Source organism: Bradyrhizobium sp. MI1.3, assembly GCF_055811695.1.
Genome location: NZ_JBVVPQ010000038.1, coordinates 18,679 through 37,234, shown reverse-complemented (window position 1 = coordinate 37,234; position 18,556 = coordinate 18,679). Strand labels below are relative to the sequence as shown.

Here is an 18,556-nt window from a genome sequence, read left to right as displayed (position 1 = left end):
AGGAGAGCTTCATGGCTACAGCAGCTACCCAGGTCGGTCGTGTCACCCAGGTCATGGGCGCCGTCGTCGACGTTCAGTTCGAAGGCCATCTGCCGGCCATTCTGAATTCGTTGGAAACCAGGAACGGCAACATCCGCCTCGTGCTGGAAGTTGCGCAGCATCTCGGTGAGTCCACCGTGCGCACGATCGCGATGGACGTGACCGAAGGTCTGGTCCGCGGCCAGGAAGTGACCGACACCGGTCAGCCGATCTCGGTTCCCGTCGGCGCGGGCACGCTCGGCCGCATCATGAACGTGATCGGCGAGCCGATCGACGAAGCCGGCCCGATCCAGTCCGAAGGCATGCGCGCCATCCACCAGGAAGCGCCGAGCTACACCGACCAGTCGACCGAAGCTGAAATTCTCGTCACAGGCATCAAGGTCGTCGACTTGCTCGCGCCCTACGCCAAGGGCGGCAAGATCGGCCTGTTCGGCGGCGCCGGCGTCGGCAAGACCGTGCTGATTCAGGAGCTGATCAACAACGTCGCGAAGGCCCACGGTGGTTACTCCGTGTTCGCCGGCGTCGGTGAGCGTACCCGCGAGGGCAACGACCTCTATCACGAGTTCATCGAGTCCAAGGTCAACGCCGATCCGCACAATCCGGATCCGAGCGTCAAGTCGAAGTGCGCGCTGGTGTTCGGCCAGATGAACGAGCCGCCCGGCGCCCGCGCCCGAGTCGGCCTCACCGGTCTGACCGTCGCCGAGCACTTCCGCGACCAGGGCCAGGACGTGCTGTTCTTCGTCGACAACATCTTCCGCTTCACCCAGGCCGGTTCTGAAGTGTCGGCGCTGCTCGGTCGTATCCCGAGCGCCGTGGGTTACCAGCCGACGCTTGCCACCGACATGGGCGCGCTGCAGGAGCGCATCACCACCACGCAGAAGGGTTCGATCACTTCGGTGCAGGCCATTTACGTTCCGGCCGACGACTTGACCGACCCGGCGCCCGCGACCTCGTTCGCGCATTTGGACGCCACCACGGTGTTGAACCGCGCGATCTCGGAAAAGGGCATCTATCCGGCGGTGGATCCGCTCGACTCGACCTCGCGCATGCTCTCGCCGCTCGTCGTCGGCCAGGAGCACTACGACACCGCGCGTCAGGTCCAGCAGGTGCTGCAGCGCTACAAGTCGCTGCAGGACATCATCGCCATTCTCGGCATGGACGAGCTTTCGGAAGAGGACAAGCTGACGGTGGCCCGCGCCCGCAAGATCGAGCGCTTCCTGTCGCAGCCGTTCCACGTCGCCGAAATCTTCACCGGCTCGCCCGGCAAGTTCGTCGACCTCGCGGACACCATCAAGGGCTTCCGCGGCCTCTGCGAAGGCAAGTACGATCACCTGCCGGAAGCCGCCTTCTACATGGTCGGCACCATCGAAGAGGCGATCGAGAAGGGCAAGAAGCTGGCGGCCGAGGCGGCCTAAGCTGCGAAGGGCGAGCAGGGAGTAGCGAATAGTCGCGCTGCTCCCGCTCCATTCGCAATTCGCTACTCACCATTCGCAGGTTTCCAATGGCCACCTTCCACTTCGATCTCGTCTCGCCGGAAAAGCTCGCCTTCTCGGGCGAGGTCGACCAGGTCGATATCCCCGGCGTCGAAGGTGATTTCGGCGTGCTGGCGGGACACGCTCCTGTCGTGGCCGCGATCCGGCCCGGCATTCTCACCGTGACCACCGGCGGCAAGCACGAGAAGATCATCGTGCTCGGCGGTATCGCCGAAGTTTCCGACAAGGGCCTGACGGTACTCGCCGACGTCGCGACCTCGCTGGCCGAGCTCGATCGCGCCCAGTTCGCCGCGACTATCTCGGAGATGGAAGAGGGATTGAAGGAGCACGAAGGCAACGAGCTCGATCAAGCCATCGCGCGGCTCGACCACTTCAAGAGCATCCAGCAGCAGCTCAGCAGCACGGCTATGCACTAAGCCCCGGTGCATCGCGCCGGGGCCCGAACTGAAAATTCCTGAATAAGTTCAGCGCTCGTCACGGAAGTGGCGGGCGCTGAAACTTTGTTGCACCGCGCCGCCGATCGCGCCATTCTGCACTCGCGAACTTTGTTCCGGGGGCCGGCCGCAAAATGAAACGCAAGATCGCAGCGATTTTCGCAGCCGATATTGCCGGCTATTCACGACTGGTCGCGGAAGACGAAGAGGAGACGCTGCGGCGTCTCGCCTCCTATCGCGAGGTTGTCGACGATTTCATTGCCAAGGCGGGCGGACGCATCTTCAACACTGCGGGTGACGCCGTGCTCGCGGAATTTCCAAGCGCAGTCGATGCGGTGCGCTGCGCGATCGACATTCAGGAATCCCTGCGAACCCGCAACATGGCCTATCCGCAAAGCCGGCTGATGTCGTTCCGCATCGGCATCACCATCGGCGACGTGGTCGAGCGCGACGGCGATCTGCTCGGTGACGGCGTCAATATCGCCGCCCGGCTCGAGGGCCTCGCCGAGGTCGGCGGCATCTGCGTCTCCCGCGCCGTGCACGAGCAGGTCGCCAACAAGCTGTCGGTGCAGTTCGCCGATATCGGCGCGCAGGAGGTCAAGAACATCCCGACGCCGGTGCACGCCTACATGGTGGCAATGCGGCGCGGGGACGGCAGCTACGCGACGCCGCAGATCAAGAAGGTGGCGAAGGCTGCGGCCGCGCCGAACTGGATGTGGCCGCTGGTGGTCGGTGTCGTCTCCGTCGTCGCCATCGGCGTCGGTGGCTTCCTCTATTTCACCAAGCTCGAGACCACCAGGGCGCCGGCGGTTGCAGCGATTGCGCCAAGCTCTGCATCAAGTCCGATGCCCAGCGCGGCTGCGGCAGCAGCGCCAAGCCCGTCAGCCACCATGGCAGCGAAAGCGCCGATGCCCATGCCGGCACCATCGGCTTCACCGATGGCCGGCAAGTTTCCCGCCGACAGCGTCCCCTTCATCAACGAGCGCATCCGCAACTACCTGGCTGGCGACTATTCCGCTGCCGGCAACTACAAGGCGTTCGCGCTCAATGTCGGCGGGTTCACCGGCGCGTCGTTGAATCAGCCGAACGAGGAAGCCGCGCGCAACGCCGCACTCGATCAGTGTCAGAAGCGCGCCGATGCCGCGCAGTCGCCGCGGCGCTGCGAGCTCTATGCGGTCGGCAACAACATTGTCTACACGCACGGCAAGCCGCCGATGCCGCCGCAGCCATTCGTCCGGCATGATGCCATGACCGAGCGCGCCTTTGCCTCCAAAGACTTTCCGATGGTGCGCGATCCCGCGAAAGTCCGCCTCGAGAACATGTTCGTGCCCGCTGCAAAATCCCGCGCGGTCGCGCTCGGCCCGGGCGGTCAATATTTCATGGTGATGGGCGCATCATCCGCCGACGATGCCGCGCGGCGTTCGCTGGAATCGTGCGGCGCGATCGCCGGCGTCGCTTGCCTGGTCGTTGCGGTCGACGAGAATTTCGTCGTGCCGATCCCGACCCTGCTGAGGATCACCGGCTTCTTCCACGCGGCGTCCAACGCCTCGATCGTCGCAGATGCGCGCGACGAGGTCGTGCGCAAGCTCGCCGACGGCATGGGCTGGAACGCCGTCGCGGTCGGCACCGCGGGCCGGCCGGGCCTCGGCCTCAAGGCCGCGGACGAGCAGACCGCCGTCAATTCCGCGCTCGCCGACTGCGCCAAGCGCGACAGCGACTGCCACGTCATCGCGATCGGCCCGTTCACGGTGGGACCGATCAATTAGGCTCGCGCAAATTTCCGGCGAAAGTTCTCTAATGATTTCAACCCCGTTCTACTGTGCATGGGGTTGTTTTCGCGTTTTTAGTTGGCGAAGGGCGCAAACTGCTGCGCCACTGCGCTGTAGACGTGGCGGCGGAACGGCACCACGACATCGGGGACGCGGTCGAGCCGCTCCCAGCGCCAGGCGTCGAACTCGGCGGGCTGCCCGTTGCGCGGCGTCAGCGGATCGATCTCGTCATCCTTGCCGGTGAAGCGCAGCGCGAACCATTTCTGGCGCTGACCGCGGAATTTCGCCAGCCGATGCGTCTGCGGCCCGTCATAGGGCGGAAATTCGTAAGTCAGCCAGTCGGTCTCGCCGAGATAGGTTGCGCTCTTGACGCTGGTCTCTTCCCAGAGCTCGCGCAGCGCGGCATCGCGCAAATCCTCGCCCTCGTCGACGCCGCCCTGCGGCATCTGCCAGTCGAGGCCCGGCAGGATGATCTCGGGTCCGTCGCCCTTGAAGCGGTGCCCGATCAGCACGCGGCCATCGGCGTTGAACAGCGCGATTCCGACATTGGGACGGTAAGGCTTTTCATGGGTCACGCGTGGATCTCTCGTCGTCATTTCAGGCGATGCATTAGCATCAAGCTGGAATGGCGACCTGAACTAATCCCGCGCCAGCGCGGAAAATTCCTTCACCACCCGCTCGTAGACCGGACGCTTGAACGGGATGATCAGCCCGGTCAGGTTCTTCATCGGTTCCCAGCGCCAGCTCACGAACTCGGCCTTGTGGCCGCCGCCGGGCTTTTCGACGTTGATCTCGCTGTCCTTGCCGGTGAAGCGGACCGCGAACCATTTCTGGCGCTGGCCGCGGTAGCGGCCCTTCCAGGCGCGCCCGGCAACCGTGCGCGGAATGTCGTAAGTGAGCCAGTCCGGAACCTCGCCGAGCCGCTCGACCGAGCGCACGCTGGTCTCCTCATAGAGCTCGCGCTTGGCGGCCTCCCAATTATCCTCGCCGGGATCGACGCCGCCCTGCGGCATCTGCCAGACATGGGTGTCGTCGACATGCTCGATGCCACCGGCGCGGCGGCCGATGAACACCAGTCCGTCCTTGTTGAGCAACATCACGCCGACGCAGGTCCGGTAGGGCAGATCCTCGTAACGCGCCATTCCGCCAGACCTCTCGCATGCCGTCGGTAAGGCTGAAGCAGGCCCCGCGGGCCTGTGCCGTACCAATCCGTTGATTTAGCTGGATTTTGATTTCAGCATCGCGGTTGTCAATGGCACCAAAAGGATACCTCGGTCGCCCAATGTCTTGGTCCAGACGCCAATGCGCTCGATCGAGACCGGGAGGGCGGAGGCGGTGCCTACGGCCACGCCGCGCTCGCGCGCCGCCGCTTCGAGCTTGGTCAGGGCGCGGTCGATCTCGGCCGGGGTCGGCACTGCGTCGATCGCGATATCGCCCTTGCCGAACGGCATCGCCAGGCTGCCGGCGGCCTGCGGTGCGATGCTGCGGGGCGATGAGCCGTCGTCGAAGAAGCCGAGGCCGCGCCTGGCCGCCTCGCGAATGATCGGCTGCATCGCCGGCTCCGTTGCGATGAAGCGGGCGCCCATGAAATTGGTGAGGCCGGCATAGCCCTGCATCCGGCTCAGATGCCAGTACAGGCGGTCCATGTTCTGGTCGGCGCTCAGCGAAGTCAGCAGCGTCTGCGGTCCCGGATCGTTGTCTGGGAAGTCGTAGGGCTCCATCGGAATCTGGAGGAAGATCTCGTGGCGCTGGGCGCGGGCGCGCTCGGCGAGTTTTCCTGGATCGGACCCATAAGGCGTGAAGGCCAGCGTCACCGCCGGTGGCAGCCGCATGATGGCATCGGTGGTCTTGGCGGCGCCGACGCCGAGGCCGCCGATCAGGATCGCGACCACCGGCATCTTGGCGGCCTTGGAGCGATCGGCATCCGCCGCATAGACGTTGAACGGCTTCAGATCCCCGGACATCGCCGGGATCATGCCGTAGCGCGATTTCTCAAGGAGTTTTGGGTCGATCCCGGCCATGACGGGCGGCGGTGCGGAGGCCGAGGCCGCCTCGCTTTTGCCGGCGGCATCGCCGCCGATCACCACGTCGTGGCGGGTGCCGGTGGAACCGTCGATCATGGTGACGGTCTTCTGCTCGCCCGCCTGCTTCGGTGCGTCCCTGGTCTCTTGCTTGCTTTCCTGCTTGCTGTCCTGGCCGTGGCTGGCGGCGGCCGGCTTGTCGTCGCCGGTCTTGTCTGCGGCACTGGGCTCGCGGATCGCGAGCCGCGTCATCGGCTCGCCGCCGAGCGGATCCTTGTTGAAGATGGCGAAGCCGGCAAAGGTGACCAGGAACAGGCCGAGCAGGACTGCGAGCAGCTGCATGGCGGTGAACGGCAGCCGCAGCCGGCGTTTCCGGCGCGGCTTGTCCCGTCCGAGCGGGGCGCTCAGATCATCGGCCGTTTCAGTCATGCGCGATCCCGAATCACTCGAGACGACGATACCACGCCGAGGTCAAGCGGCGGCAGGCCGGGATAGGCCGGGGATATCAGGAATTCCAAGCAAAAAGGGCGGCTCCGGGAGCCGCCCTTTTCGTCAGATCGCGATGCGCCGACTTAGTTCGCCGCTTTGGGCTTGTCGGTCGTGGCCTTGTCGCCGCCCGGGGTGGGCGCCGCGGAGGCGCTGTTCTTGATGCCGTGGAGCAAATCGTCGGCGAGCTTGAGCGCCTTGTCGTCCTTGGCGTCCGGCGGAACGTAGGACTGCGAGCCGGTCTTCTCGTCGCCGTCGTTCTTGAGATGGCCGCGCAGCGAAGCTTCGCCCTTGGTGTCGGTGCGCGACTTCAGCTCGTCCGGCACGTCCTGCAGCACTTCGATGTCGGGCACGATGCCCTTGGCCTGGATCGACTTGCCCGACGGCGTGTAGTAGCGCGCCGTGGTCAGACGCAGCGCGCCGTTGCCGGAGCCGAGCGGAATGATGGTCTGCACCGAGCCCTTGCCGAACGAACGCGTGCCGACGATGGTCGCGCGCTTGTGGTCCTGCAGCGCGCCGGCGACGATCTCCGACGCCGAAGCCGAGCCGCCGTTGACCAGCACAATGACCGGCTTGCCCTTGGTGAGGTCGCCCGTATGCGCGGTACGGCGCTGGGTCTCCTCGGCATTACGGCCGCGGGTCGAGACGATCTCGCCCTTCTCCAGGAAGGAGTCGGAGACGGTGACCGCTTCCTCGAGCAGCCCGCCCGGGTTGTTGCGGAGGTCGATGACGTAGCCCTTCAGCTTGTCGCCGATCTGATTCGAGAGGTTGGCGACCTCGCGCTTCAGGCCTTCGGTGGTCTGCTCGTTGAAGGTGGTGATGCGGATATAGGCGATGTCGTCGGCCTCGATGCGGGCGCGCACCGAACGGACGCGGATGTTGTCGCGCACCAGCGTGACGTCGATCGGATTGTCCTGGCCCTTGCGGATGATCTTGAGCTTGATCTTGGTGTTGACGGGGCCGCGCATCTTCTCGACTGCCTGGTTCAGGGTCAGCCCCTGCACCGCTTCGTCGTCGAGATTGGTGATGATGTCGTTGGCCATGACGCCGGCGCGCGAGGCCGGGGTGTCGTCGATCGGCGAGACCACCTTGATCAGGCCGTCTTCCATCGTGACTTCGATGCCGAGGCCGCCGAACTCACCGCGGGTCTGCACCTGCATGTCGCGGAAGCTCTTGGCGTCCATGTAGCTCGAATGCGGATCGAGACCGGTGAGCATGCCGCTGATCGCGGATTCGATCAGCTTGGTGTCGTCGGGCTTCTCGACATAGTCCGAGCGCACGCGCTCGAAGACGTCGCCGAACAAATTGAGCTGGCGATAGGTGTCCGCGGTGGCGGCTCGCGCGCTGGAGCCCATGAAGACTGCGCGCGGTTGCGTCACGAACAGCGTCAGCGCCGCACCGGTGGCCGCGCTGAGGAGGATAACTGAAGTCTTGCGCATCATCCGCGAACCTTCTCGCCTTCATTTGCGGCCCACCATGGGCCTGGATCGATTGGAGTGCCGTCTTTGCGGAACTCGACATAGAGCACAGGTTGACTCGCGTTCGTGGCGAGAATGGAGGCGACTTGAGAAGTCGACCCCATGGTCGCGACAGGCTCCCCCGTGAGCACAAACTGACCGATGTTGACCGAAATGCGCTCCATCCCGGCGATCAGCACATGATACCCGCCCCCGGCATTGAGGATCAAGAGTTGTCCATAGCTGCGGAAGGGGCCGGCATAGACTACCCAGCCATCACACGGCGTCGTGACCTGGGAGCCGGGCCGGGTCGCCAGCGAAATGCCCTTCTGGACCCCGCCGAGCCCGTCCGAACCGCCGAAATCCCTGATCTTGTTACCGTTAACCGGAAGAGGCAGCAGGCCCTTGGCCGCAGCGAAGGCCATCGCAGGGGTGGTCCGGGAACGATCCTTGAAAGCGCCAGGGCCGGTCTTGGCGCTGGCGGCCGCGTTTGCAGCGGCCTTTGCCTCAGCCTGCTTGGCGGCCTCAGCCGCCTTCTCGGCCGCCTTGGCGGCACTTTGCAGATCCTGCTCCATCTTGGCGATCAGCCCCTGGAGATCGCCGACCTGTCGTGAGAGCGCGACGGCGCGCGCATTCTCGGCGTCGAGGTCCTTTTCGCGCGACGCCTGCTGGCGCTGCCGCTCGTCGACCAGAGCTGCGAGCCGGGTCTGGTCGTTGCGGACCTTGTCGCGGTCGGAGGCAAGCTGGTCGCGCTCGGTCGCGATGGTCTTGCGCAAGGCCACGAGCTCGCCGAGCTCGCTTGCGATCTTCTCGGCGCGCCCGCGCAATTCCGGCACCACGGCACCGAGCAGCATCGCCGTGCGCAGCGATTTCAGGGCATCCTCGGGCCTTACCAACAGCGCCGGCGGCGTCCGCCTTCCGGCGCGCTGCAAGGCCGCCAGCACCTCGACGATGTCGGCGCGGCGCGAATCGAGCGAGCTGCGCATCGCCTGCTCGCGGCCGTTCAGCGATCGCAGCCGCGCTTCGGCTTCGTCGATCTTGGTCTCGACGGTGCGCACATTGGCGGCGGTGTCGATCAACTGTTGATTGAGCTGGGTGCGGTCCTGGCCGAGCGAGGTGATCTCGGCCTTGAGCTTGGCCTGCGCTTCCTCCGCGCTCTTCTTGCTGGCGCGCGCGGCTTCGAGCTCCTGCTCGCGCTGCTTGATCGCATCGGGCGCGACGGCCGCAGTCTGCGGTGCAGGCGTCTGAGCTTGCGCAAGGCTTGCGCCCAAAATACTTGCGCCGGTCATGCCGGCGATCAGCAGCAGGTTGAGGACAGGCGCTCGCATCGCTTTAGGCAAAGGTGCTCGTTGTGGCGCGGATCACGCGCGGTGATAGGGGTGGCCGGCCAGAATGGTGGCGGCCCGATAAAGCTGTTCCAGAAGCATGACGCGGACCATTTGATGCGGCCAGGTCGCAGAGCCGAACGCGATCGCGAGCTTGGCCTTACGGCGCAATTCGGGCGAAAGTCCGTCCGCCCCTCCGATCATGAAGATAGTGTGACCGGCACCCTCGTCGCGCCAGCGGCCGAGATGCCGTGCGAATACGGTCGAATCCAGATTCTGGCCGCGCTCGTCCAGCGCCACCAGAACCGATTTTTCGGGAATATGCGCCGAGATCGCCGCGGCCTCTTCGGCCATCCGCGTCGCGGTATCGCGCGCACGGCTTTCGGGCAATTCGTGGATGGCGAGCTCGCGGAATCCGAGCTTGCGGCCGGCCTCGTCGAACCGCTCGAAATAGCGGTCGGCAAGCTCCCGTTCGGGGCCCTGCTTCAGCCGGCCCACCGCAATGACGGCTATGCGCATAATATGTTCAGGGTCGCGTTTTCTGGACCGCGCGCGATATGCGCGCGCACGACGCTAGCATGCGCGTCAGCCGATTCGAAATCGGCCAGCAGCCTCTCAGATCGCCTTCGCCGCCCCTGGGCCCTGCGTGTACAATCTCTCGAGACTGTAGAACTCGCGGACCTCGGGTCTGAACACGTGCACGATCACATCGCCGGAATCGATCAGCACCCAGTCGCAATTGGGCAAGCCCTCGACGTGGATGTTCTTGATGCCGTTTTCCTTGAGGCCTTTGGCGACGTTCTCCGCGATCGCGCCGACGTGCCGGTTCACCCGGCCGGTCGTGACGATCATGTAGTCGGAGTAGGCCGATTTGCCGCGAAGGTCGATGGTAACCGTCTCTTCCGCCTTCATGTCGTCGAGGCGGGAGAGGATCAGGCTCAGCGTCTTGTCGGCGTCGGGTTGCGCCTTCAAGGCCGCAGCTTTGGTCGATGTTTTACGCGTCGGCTTGGCAACCTTGGGTAAAACAGACTTCGGTGAAGCCGTCTTGGGTGATGCTGTCTTGGACAATACAGATGTGGTCAGGGACCATTCCTTTCACTGTATCGCGAACGCCGAATCCGGCGCTCACTGGTTACACTACATCATGTGGGGTTAAGGGTTTCAATATGCCAGAGAGCCGAAGGCCGCATGGCGTTCGCACAAATCCGACTCACTTCGTACCTTTCCAGCTTCCGTCCGGGTTCCGTAAGCCGGTCGACGAGAGATTCAGCTTCATACCGGTCAGGAATACCCAGGCCGGGGCGGCCCGATCGGCAAGCAATGGCGCCTCATTCTCCGGCAAGCGGTAGCGCCTGAGCGCCTGGGCGGCGGGAGAGGCGAGGGCACGAAAGCTCTGCGGCGGGCGATCGATGACCGCGATCGGCACCTGACCGGCGATGCGCCGCCAGTGCTGCCAACGATGGAATTGAGCGAGGTTGTCGGCGCCCATGATCCAGACAAAGCGCAAGCCCGAGAGGCGGCGGCGCAAGGTGTTGATCGTGTCGATAGTATAGCGCGTGCGAATGACGGATTCGAGACAGCTCACCTCGATCCTGGGGTCGTCGGCCACGTCGCGCGCCGCCTGCATGCGCTCGCCGAGCTCGTGCAACGCGCCGTTCTCCTTCAGCGGATTGCCTGGCGTCACCAGCCACCACACGCGATCGAGCTGGAGACGTTTCAGCGCGAACTGGCTGATCGCGCGATGGGCCTGGTGCGGCGGATTGAACGAGCCGCCGAGCAGGCCGATGCGCATGCCCGAAGTGTGGCTTGGTATGGCCTGCGCGAAGAAACGTGGCGCGACGAAATTGTTGCTCAATGCCCCGCGCCCTGCGTCGTCTACGGCCGCGTCTGCCCGGTGCCGTGAACGCGATATTTGAAGCTCGTCAGCTGCTCGGCGCCAACCGGGCCGCGGGCATGGAATCTGCCGGTGGCGATGCCGATCTCGGCGCCGAAGCCGAACTCGCCGCCGTCGGCGAACTGCGTCGAGACGTTGTGCAGCACGATCGCGGAATCGACCTCGCTCAGGAATTTCTTCGCAGCGGTCTCATCGGCGCTCACGATCGCATCGGTATGGTGCGAGCCGTGGTTCTGGATATGCGCAATCGCGCCGTCGACGCCGTCCACCACCTTCGCTGCGATGATCGCATCGAGATATTCAGTGTCCCAATCGTCCGCGCTCGCGGGTTTGACGCGGGCATCGGTCTTTTGCACGGCGTCGTCGCCGCGCACTTCGCAGCCGGCCTCGATCAGCATCTCGATCAGCGGCTTCAGGTTTTTACCGGCAGCAGCGCGATCAACCAGCAGCGTCTCGGCGGCGCCGCAGACGCCGGTGCGCCGCATCTTGGCGTTGAGCACGATCGATTTCGCCATGGCGAGGTCGGCGCTGCCGTCGACGTAGACGTGATTGACGCCTTCGAGATGCGCGAACACCGGCACGCGCGCTTCCTGCTCGACGCGCGCGACGAGGCTCTTGCCTCCGCGCGGCACGATCACGTCGACGGCGCCGTTCAACCCCGACAGCATCTGGCCGACCGCCGCACGGTCGCGGGTCGGCACCAGCGTGATCGCGGCCTCGGGGAGGCCCGCTTCGCGCAGGCCCTGCACCAGGCATTCGTGGATCGCGCGGCAGGAGCGGAAACTGTCGGAGCCGCCGCGCAGGATCACGGCATTGCCGGACTTCAGGCACAGCACGCCGGCGTCCGCCGCAACGTTTGGCCGGCTCTCAAAGATCACGCCGACGACGCCGAGCGGCACGCGCACGCGCTCGATGGTCATGCCATTCGGCCGTTGCCAACTCTCGGTGACGATGCCGACCGGATCGGCAATGCCGCGCACGATGCCGATGCCCTCGGCCATGCCCTCGACCCGCGCCGGCGTCAGCGTCAGGCGGTCGATGAAGGACGAGGTGGCGTTGCCGGAGGCGCGGGCCTCGGTGACGTCCTCGGCATTGGCAGCAAGGATCGTAGCTGCATTGTTGCGGATCGCCCGCTCCATGGCCTCGAGCGCCCGGTTCTTCTGCTCCGGCGGCGCCAGCGCGAGCACGCGCGCGGCAGCGCGGGCACGGGTACCGAGATCGGTCATCAGCGCCTGAAGATCGGCATTGCCGTCGACGGCTTTGAGGGGGGCGGCCATGGGGAGTTCAACCTTCTGCTAAGGCGGTGTCCTAGCACGGAAATCCCGCTTTTGCGAAGGGCGGGACGGGTATGGCAGGTCTCCCCGGCCGCACCGGGCTAGGTCTTTGGCCTACCAACTTCCTCGGAAAAGGACCGCTGCGGCCGCTACCCGCCCATCACCAGATCATCGCGGTGGATCATCTCGGACCTCCCGCTGATCCCGAGAATCGCCATCACATCCGGGGAGGAGCGGCCCTTGATCCGCTCGGCATCGTCGACGTCGTAGGCGATCAGGCCGCGGCCGACTTCGCTGGTGTCGGGGCCGCGCACGATCACGGCGTCGCCGCGGGCGAACTGGCCCTCGACCTTGATCACGCCGGCCGGCAGCAGGCTGGCGCCGGCGCGCAGCGCCGCGACCGCGCCGGCGTCGATGGTCAGCGTGCCCTTCGGCTCCAGCGAGCCCGCGATCCAGCGTTTTCGCGACGTAATGGGATTGGCCGGCGTCAGGAACCAGGTGCAGCGGCCGCCATCGGCGACCGCTTGAAGGGGATGCTCGATCTTGCCCGAGGCGATCAGCATATGCGTGCCGCCGGTGGTCGCGATTTTTGCGGCTTCGACCTTGGTGCGCATGCCGCCGCGCGAGAGCTCGGACTCGGCGTCGCCTGCAACGGCCTCGATCTCCGAGGAGATGCTGTCGACGACGGGAATGAGCTTGGCGTTCGGGTTGTTCTTCGGCGGGGCGTCGTAGAGCCCGTCGATGTCGGACAACAGCACCAGCAGGTCCGCGCTCGCCATGGTGGCGACGCGCGCGGCGAGGCGGTCATTGTCGCCGTAGCGGATCTCGTTGGTGGCGACCGTGTCGTTCTCGTTGATCACGGGGATCGCGCGCCACTCCAGCAGCTTGCCGATGGTGGAGCGCGCGTTGAGATAGCGGCGGCGCTCCTCGGTGTCCTGCAGTGTCACCAGGATCTGGCCGGCGCCGATGCCGTGGGCGCCAAGGACCTCCGACCAGATCCGCGCCAGCGCGATCTGACCGACGGCGGCGGCCGCCTGGCTCTCCTCCAGCTTCAGCGGGCCGCGCGGTAATTTCAGGCGGCTGCGGCCGAGCGCGATCGAGCCGGAGGAGACGACGAGAACGTCACGTCCCTCGCGATGCAGCTTGGCCATGTCGTCGGCGAGCGCGGCAAGCCAGGACGCCCGCACCTCGCCCTTGTCGGAATCGACCAGCAGCGCAGAGCCGACCTTGACGACGATGCGGCGGAATTGACTGAGTTCGGGGCTGGCCATGTGTGTATGTGGTGTGTGTATGTGCTGGAGAGCGGCGCCGGCCTGCTTTTGCAGCAGGACGATGGCCGGCGCAAGGCGGCAGGCCCGGTAAACGGCGCTTGTCCGGAACGCTCGTCTGGCTCTAATTGTCGCCAACCATAATGGGCTCAAAGAGGAAGCCAATGGATCGCCGCAACTTCATCGCCGGATGCCTCGGGTTGCCGTTGTTGGCGCAGGTGGGCGGTTCGCAAGCACAGACCGGGCTGACAAAAATGATCTTCCCGTTCGCGGCGGGCGCGGGCGGCGACACGCTGTGCCGGCTGATCGCGCAGGAGATGGCGCCGGCGCTGCAGCGGACCATCGTGGTCGAGAACCGCACCGGCGGAGACGGCCTGATCGGCATCAAGGCGGTGAAAGGGGGCAGCCCCGACGGCAGTATGGTGCTGGTGACCACCGGGCCCACGATGTACCTGCTGCCGATGGTGGAGACGACCCCGAGCTTCGACACCGCAAGAGATTTCGTCCCGGTCTCGCTGCTGGCGCGGTTTGAGTTCGCCGTCGTGATCAGTCCGACGATCGATGCCGCGGATTTCAAGGGATTCGTCGCCTGGCTGAAGGCGCATCCGGACAAGGCATCGTTCGGTGTGCCGAGCAACGGCACCATCCCGCATTTCATGGACTCCAAGCTCGAGAAGGACCTCGGCATTCCCATGACGCGCGTGCCCTATCGCGGCAGTGCGCCCATCCTCAACGACATCATCGGCGGTCACATCTCCTTCGGCATCGTCACTTTGGCCGATGCGCTGCCGCAGCATCGCGCCAAGGGCGTGAAGATCATCGCGGTCGCGAGCGCCGAACGTTCGCCGTTTGCCTTGGAGGTACCGACCTTGAAGGAGAGCGGCATCGATCTCGTCGCCGACGCCTGGTACGGCATGTGGCTTCCCGCCGGCAGCCCGCCGGAATTCGCGAGCAAGCTCGGCGCAGCCGCAAGCGCCGCGCTCGCCAAGCCCGAGGTGAAGGAAAAGCTGACCGCGATCGGGCTGATTCCGGTCGGCAGCAGCGCGGAAGGTCTGGCCAAGGAGCTCGCCGCCAACACGGCGTTCTGGCAACCGATCGTGAAGGCGACGGGATACAAGATCGAGAATTGACCCAGGCGCCTCACTCTGTTCCCTCATCCTGAGGAGCGCGCTCTTGCGCGCGTCTCGAAGGATGAAAGGCCCGACTGCCACAGCGCGGCCTGCATGGTTCGAGACGGCGTTTCGCGCCTCCTCACCATGAGGGTCTTAGAGCTTCGCGCGTTGCGCGATGCCGTCCTTGATCGACGCCAGCTCCGCTTCGTCCCAGATGCCGATCAAAATCCCGCCCTTCACCTGGAGCTGGTTGTCGGCATAGGCCGCGATCTTCTCGCGCGGTGTTGTGATGTGGTCGTTGGGATGCAGCGCCCAGTCGAACAATTCGGCTTGCAGTCGTGCGATGATGCCGGCGCACTCTGGATCGTCGCCGCGATCCAGAAACTCTTCCGGATCGGTTTCGAGGTCATACAGCATCGGGCGGAAGCCTGACGCGTGGATGTATTTCCAGCGGCCGTCGAACACCATGAACAGGCGGCAGCGTTCGATCGGCTGGTTCAGCTTCAGCCGCACGTCCTGCATGACATAGTCGTATTCGGAGAACGCCACCTTGCGCCAATCGGGCGGGCTCTCGCCGCGCATCAGCGGCAGCAGCGAGCGTCCCTCGAGGATATGGCCCGGCACCTTGCCGCCGAAATAATCCACGAAGGTCGGCGCGAGATCGATGGCTTCGACCAGCGCATCGTTGCGCGTGCCGCGCGTCGCATCCGCCTCCTTCGAGGGATCGATGATGATGAGCGGGATCTTTGCCGACTGCTCGTGGAACAGATCCTTCTCGCCCATCCAGTGATCGCCGAGATAATCGCCGTGATCGGAGGTGAACACGATCATGGTAGTGTCCAGCAGATCGCGCTCCTCCAGGAATTTCATCAGCACGCCCATCTGGTCGTCGATCTGGGTGATCAGGCCCATATAGGTCGGGATCACCTTCTCGCGGGCATCGTCGCGCGCCATGTTGCGGGAGTAGCGCATGTCCATATAGGCGCCGAACACCGGATGCGGGTTCTGGCGCTCGCGCTCGGAGCGGATCACCGGGATCATGTCCGATGTCGAATACATGCTGGCGTAAGGTTCGGGCGCGATGTAGGGCCAGTGCGGCTTGATGTAGGACAGATGCAGGCACCACGGCCTGCCGTCGGTCTCGGCCTCGCTGATGAAGTCCATCGCGCGCCGCGTCATGTAGGGCGTCTCGGAATGCTCGTCCGGCACGCGCGCGGCCTTGTCGGCATGCACGAGCAGCCAGCCGTTCTGGAGCGAACCGTCCTCGGCCGCGCCTGAATTGGCCCAATGTTCCCAGGGATTGGGCGCATCAAAGCCCTGCTGGCGCAGATACTCGTCGTATTTCGGGCGCGGCCGCCCCGTGGGATGCAGGCCGTCGTCGCGCTCATAGGGCTCGAACCCGCATTCGGCGACGTGCACGCCGATCATCGATTCCGGCGGGATGCCGAGCGCCTTCATGCCTTCGAGATCGGGCGCCATGTGGGTCTTGCCGACCAGCACGTTGCGCACGCCGAGCTTGTTGAGGTGATCGCCGAGGGTGGGCTCGCCGACGCGCAACGGCCAGCCGTTCCAGTGCGAGCCGTGCGAACGCATGTAGCGCCCGGTGTAGAACGACATGCGCGACGGGCCGCAGATCGGCGACTGCACATAGGCCTTGCTGAACAGCACGCCGCGCTTCGCCATGGCGTCGATGTTCGGTGTCTTCAGCGTGGGGTGGCCGGTGCAGCCGAGATAGTCATAGCGAAGCTGGTCGCACATGATCCAGAGAACGTTCTTCGCGCGCGCCATGAATCATCCCTGCCGTTTCTTGATTGGCCGATGCTGCGCTATCGAGGGCGCGAAGACAAGCAGGGGGTCCCATTCCGCTGCGTCACAAGCAACGAACCTCATCCTGAGGAGCCCGCGACAAGCGGGCGTCTCGAAGGATGGCCACGGGCGAGAGCCGGGCCTTGATGGTTCGAGACGCGCGTTCCGCGCTCCTCACCATGAGGGTCTTCAAGCCGGATTGTTCAAACCGACCAAGGCTCCGCTTCGGCCGCGCTCTTGGCTTTCGCCGAGACCGGGCTCTCGCCGATCACATCCGCTAGAGCGCGCAACGCTTCCTGCACGCCATCGCCGGTGGCGGCGGAGAGCAGCAGCGGGGTCTTTTTGGCGGCGCGCTTCAGCCGGTCCTTCTGCTTCTTCAACTCGTCCGGCTCGACCGCGTCGATCTTGTTCAGCGCGACGATCTCGATCTTGTCGGTGAGCTGCCCGGCATAGGCGTCAAGCTCGGTTCGCACCGTCTTGTAGGCCTTGCCGGCATGCTCGCAGGTCGCGTCGATGAGATGCAGCAGCACGCGGCAGCGCTCGACATGGGCGAGGAAGCGGTCGCCGAGACCGACGCCTTCATGCGCGCCTTCGATCAGGCCGGGGATATCAGCCAGCACGAATTCGCGGCCGTCGGCATTCACGACGCCAAGCTGCGGATGCAGCGTGGTGAAGGGATAGTCGGCGATCTTCGGCTTGGCCGCGCTGACCTTGGCGAGGAAGGTCGATTTGCCGGCATTGGGCAGGCCGACGAGGCCGGCATCCGCGATCAGCTTCAGCCGCAGCCAGATCCAGCGCTCCTCGCCGGGCTGGCCGGGATTGGCATTGCGCGGCGCGCGGTTGGTCGAGGTCTTGAAATGGGCGTTGCCGAAGCCGCCATTGCCGCCTTCGGCCAGCACGAACTTTTCGCCGACCGTGGTGAAATCGTGGATCATGGTCTCGCGATCTTCGTCGAAGATCTGCGTGCCGAGGGGGACCTTCAGCACGATCGACTTGCCATTGGCGCCGTGGCGGTCCGACCCCGAGCCGTTCTCGCCCTTCTGGGCCTTGAAGTGCTGCTGGTAGCGATAGTCGATCAGCGTGTTCAGGCCGTCTGCGACCTCGATGATGACATTGCCGCCGCGGCCGCCATTGCCGCCGGAGGGGCCACCGAATTCAATGAATTTTTCGCGGCGGAACGCCACGCAGCCGTTTCCGCCGTCGCCGGAGCGGATATAGACCTTTGCTTCGTCTAGGAATTTCATGGGCCATAGGTAGGCCAGCCGGTCCCGCGCGGCAACCCGGATAGACCCGCAAATCGGCCGAAACCCGGCGATTTGTGGCCTTGCTTAACCAACTGGCCGGCGGCCCCTACGTGTCGTCCCGGACAAGCGAAGCGCAGATCCGGGACCCATAACCACAGGGAGGCGTTTGGCGAAGACCGGCAGTGGACTGGTCTTCATGCGGTTAGGATGGCCGGCGCCGGATCAGGAATTTCTGCGTGCCCTCCAGCACCAGCTCCTTGCGCTGGTTGAACACGGTGCTTTTGAGCGTCACCGCGCCGGTCGAGCGTCCCGGCGCCAGCTCGATGACCTCGAGCGCGGGATAGATTGTGTCGTCGGCGAACACCGGTTTGAGGAACCGGCTCGATTGCTCGAGGAAGCCGACCAGGGAGTCCTCGACCATGAACGGAAACAGGCCGGCGCCGGGGGCGGTGTGGATCAGCGTCTGGAAACCGTGGGCGAGCAGATGCGGCATGCCGCGGCTGCGGCAATACTCCACGTCGTAATGCACCGGATGGGTGTCGCCGCTCGCGGTCTGGAACGCCGTGAACACGGCCGTCGTCTGCGTGCGGCTCGGCAGCACGAAGCGTTCGCCGACCACGAAATCCTCAAACCAGCGTTGCGCGGGGATCATGCGATGCCGGGCCGGGTCGAAGTCGGTCATGGCTAAGCTCTTTCCTGGCTCTTTCGTTCGGTGTCGCCTATCGCTACCGCGACGCGAAGAGTGCGGCAATCCGTTCAATTCGTCTTGCGTGGGCTTGTCGCGGGCGCTCACGTCATTAAAACGACCGCAAGCGACTCCGGTCGCCGTTCCGACGCTCTCTCCGCTCGTCATTGCGAGCGAAGCGAAGCAAATCCAGACTGTCTCCGTGGCAACAGTCTGGATTGCTTCGTCGCAAGAGCTCCTCGCAATGAC

Annotated in this window: 17 protein-coding genes; 4 read left to right on the top strand and 13 right to left on the bottom strand. The window is 65.0% G+C overall.

Translation table 11 applies throughout. The features are described 5' to 3' along the window. The first annotated feature begins 11 nt into the window (after positions 1 to 11). The 3 genes from atpD (at position 12) to AC0L3A_RS25340 (ending at position 3,732) form a co-directional block, all read left to right on the top strand. Positions 12 to 1,454, top strand: a complete 1,443-nt coding sequence (gene atpD, locus AC0L3A_RS25350; RefSeq protein WP_007598896.1) for a F0F1 ATP synthase subunit beta — start codon at positions 12 to 14, stop codon at positions 1,452 to 1,454. A gap of 86 nt (positions 1,455 to 1,540) precedes the next feature. Then, positions 1,541 to 1,948, top strand: a complete 408-nt coding sequence (locus AC0L3A_RS25345) for a F0F1 ATP synthase subunit epsilon (RefSeq protein WP_007598897.1) — start codon at positions 1,541 to 1,543, stop codon at positions 1,946 to 1,948. 152 nt (positions 1,949 to 2,100) lie between these two features. Beyond that, on the top strand, positions 2,101 to 3,732 hold the full coding sequence (locus tag AC0L3A_RS25340; RefSeq protein ID WP_007598898.1) for an adenylate/guanylate cyclase domain-containing protein: 1,632 nt from the start codon (positions 2,101 to 2,103) through the stop codon (positions 3,730 to 3,732). Between the two features lie 77 nt (positions 3,733 to 3,809). Here AC0L3A_RS25340 and AC0L3A_RS25335 read toward each other — a convergent pair whose 3' ends face one another. The 10 genes from AC0L3A_RS25335 to proB all read right to left on the bottom strand — a co-directional run bounded on the left by AC0L3A_RS25335 (position 3,810) and on the right by proB (position 13,463). Then, positions 3,810 to 4,310 carry an RNA pyrophosphohydrolase gene (locus tag AC0L3A_RS25335; RefSeq protein ID WP_007598899.1) on the bottom strand — a complete coding sequence of 167 codons (501 nt, stop codon included), beginning with the start codon at positions 4,308 to 4,310 and terminating at the stop codon, positions 3,810 to 3,812. Between the two features lie 63 nt (positions 4,311 to 4,373). Further along, entirely contained in the window at positions 4,374 to 4,877 is a 504-nt protein-coding gene (locus AC0L3A_RS25330; protein ID WP_007598900.1) for an RNA pyrophosphohydrolase, read from the bottom strand. 75 nt (positions 4,878 to 4,952) lie between these two features. Next, positions 4,953 to 6,185 carry a divergent polysaccharide deacetylase family protein gene (locus tag AC0L3A_RS25325; RefSeq protein WP_007598901.1) on the bottom strand — a complete coding sequence of 411 codons (1,233 nt, stop codon included), beginning with the start codon at positions 6,183 to 6,185 and terminating at the stop codon, positions 4,953 to 4,955. Positions 6,186 to 6,328: 143 nt separating this feature from the next. Then, entirely contained in the window at positions 6,329 to 7,684 is a 1,356-nt protein-coding gene (locus tag AC0L3A_RS25320) for a S41 family peptidase (protein ID WP_007598902.1), read from the bottom strand. Next, positions 7,681 to 9,027: a murein hydrolase activator EnvC family protein gene (locus tag AC0L3A_RS25315; RefSeq protein WP_007598903.1), complete on the bottom strand. Its 1,347-nt coding sequence runs from the start codon at positions 9,025 to 9,027 to the stop codon at positions 7,681 to 7,683. The genes AC0L3A_RS25320 and AC0L3A_RS25315 overlap by 4 nt, the downstream gene beginning before the upstream one ends. A gap of 33 nt (positions 9,028 to 9,060) precedes the next feature. Continuing rightward, positions 9,061 to 9,543, bottom strand: a complete 483-nt coding sequence (rlmH, locus tag AC0L3A_RS25310; RefSeq protein WP_007598905.1) for a 23S rRNA (pseudouridine(1915)-N(3))-methyltransferase RlmH — start codon at positions 9,541 to 9,543, stop codon at positions 9,061 to 9,063. A gap of 96 nt (positions 9,544 to 9,639) precedes the next feature. Then, entirely contained in the window at positions 9,640 to 9,996 is a 357-nt protein-coding gene (gene rsfS / locus AC0L3A_RS25305) for a ribosome silencing factor (protein ID WP_007598906.1), read from the bottom strand. Between the two features lie 238 nt (positions 9,997 to 10,234). Further along, positions 10,235 to 10,879: a nicotinate-nucleotide adenylyltransferase gene (locus AC0L3A_RS25300; RefSeq protein ID WP_007598907.1), complete on the bottom strand. Its 645-nt coding sequence runs from the start codon at positions 10,877 to 10,879 to the stop codon at positions 10,235 to 10,237. A 20-nt stretch (positions 10,880 to 10,899) separates the two neighbouring features. Then, positions 10,900 to 12,195, bottom strand: coding sequence for a glutamate-5-semialdehyde dehydrogenase (locus AC0L3A_RS25295; RefSeq protein WP_007598910.1), 1,296 nt, complete (start codon positions 12,193 to 12,195; stop codon positions 10,900 to 10,902). A 146-nt stretch (positions 12,196 to 12,341) separates the two neighbouring features. Continuing rightward, the gene (proB, locus tag AC0L3A_RS25290) at positions 12,342 to 13,463 is read right to left on the bottom strand and encodes a glutamate 5-kinase (RefSeq protein WP_007598911.1); all 1,122 of its coding nucleotides are present in this window, start codon (positions 13,461 to 13,463) and stop codon (positions 12,342 to 12,344) included. Positions 13,464 to 13,624: 161 nt separating this feature from the next. On the opposite strand from proB, the gene AC0L3A_RS25285 reads away from it, so the two are divergent. Further along, complete coding sequence (locus AC0L3A_RS25285) at positions 13,625 to 14,590, top strand: Bug family tripartite tricarboxylate transporter substrate binding protein (protein ID WP_473255392.1); 966 nt, start codon at positions 13,625 to 13,627, stop codon at positions 14,588 to 14,590. A gap of 135 nt (positions 14,591 to 14,725) precedes the next feature. On the opposite strand, the gene AC0L3A_RS25280 is transcribed toward AC0L3A_RS25285, so the two are convergent. From AC0L3A_RS25280 to AC0L3A_RS25270, 3 genes are all read right to left on the bottom strand, one after another. Beyond that, the gene (locus AC0L3A_RS25280) at positions 14,726 to 16,360 is read right to left on the bottom strand and encodes an alkaline phosphatase family protein (RefSeq protein WP_007598913.1); all 1,635 of its coding nucleotides are present in this window, start codon (positions 16,358 to 16,360) and stop codon (positions 14,726 to 14,728) included. Between the two features lie 221 nt (positions 16,361 to 16,581). Continuing rightward, complete coding sequence (gene obgE, locus AC0L3A_RS25275) at positions 16,582 to 17,622, bottom strand: GTPase ObgE (protein WP_219681802.1); 1,041 nt, start codon at positions 17,620 to 17,622, stop codon at positions 16,582 to 16,584. 202 nt (positions 17,623 to 17,824) lie between these two features. Then, on the bottom strand, positions 17,825 to 18,304 hold the full coding sequence (locus AC0L3A_RS25270; protein WP_007598918.1) for a MaoC family dehydratase: 480 nt from the start codon (positions 18,302 to 18,304) through the stop codon (positions 17,825 to 17,827). Positions 18,305 to 18,556 lie beyond the last annotated feature (252 nt).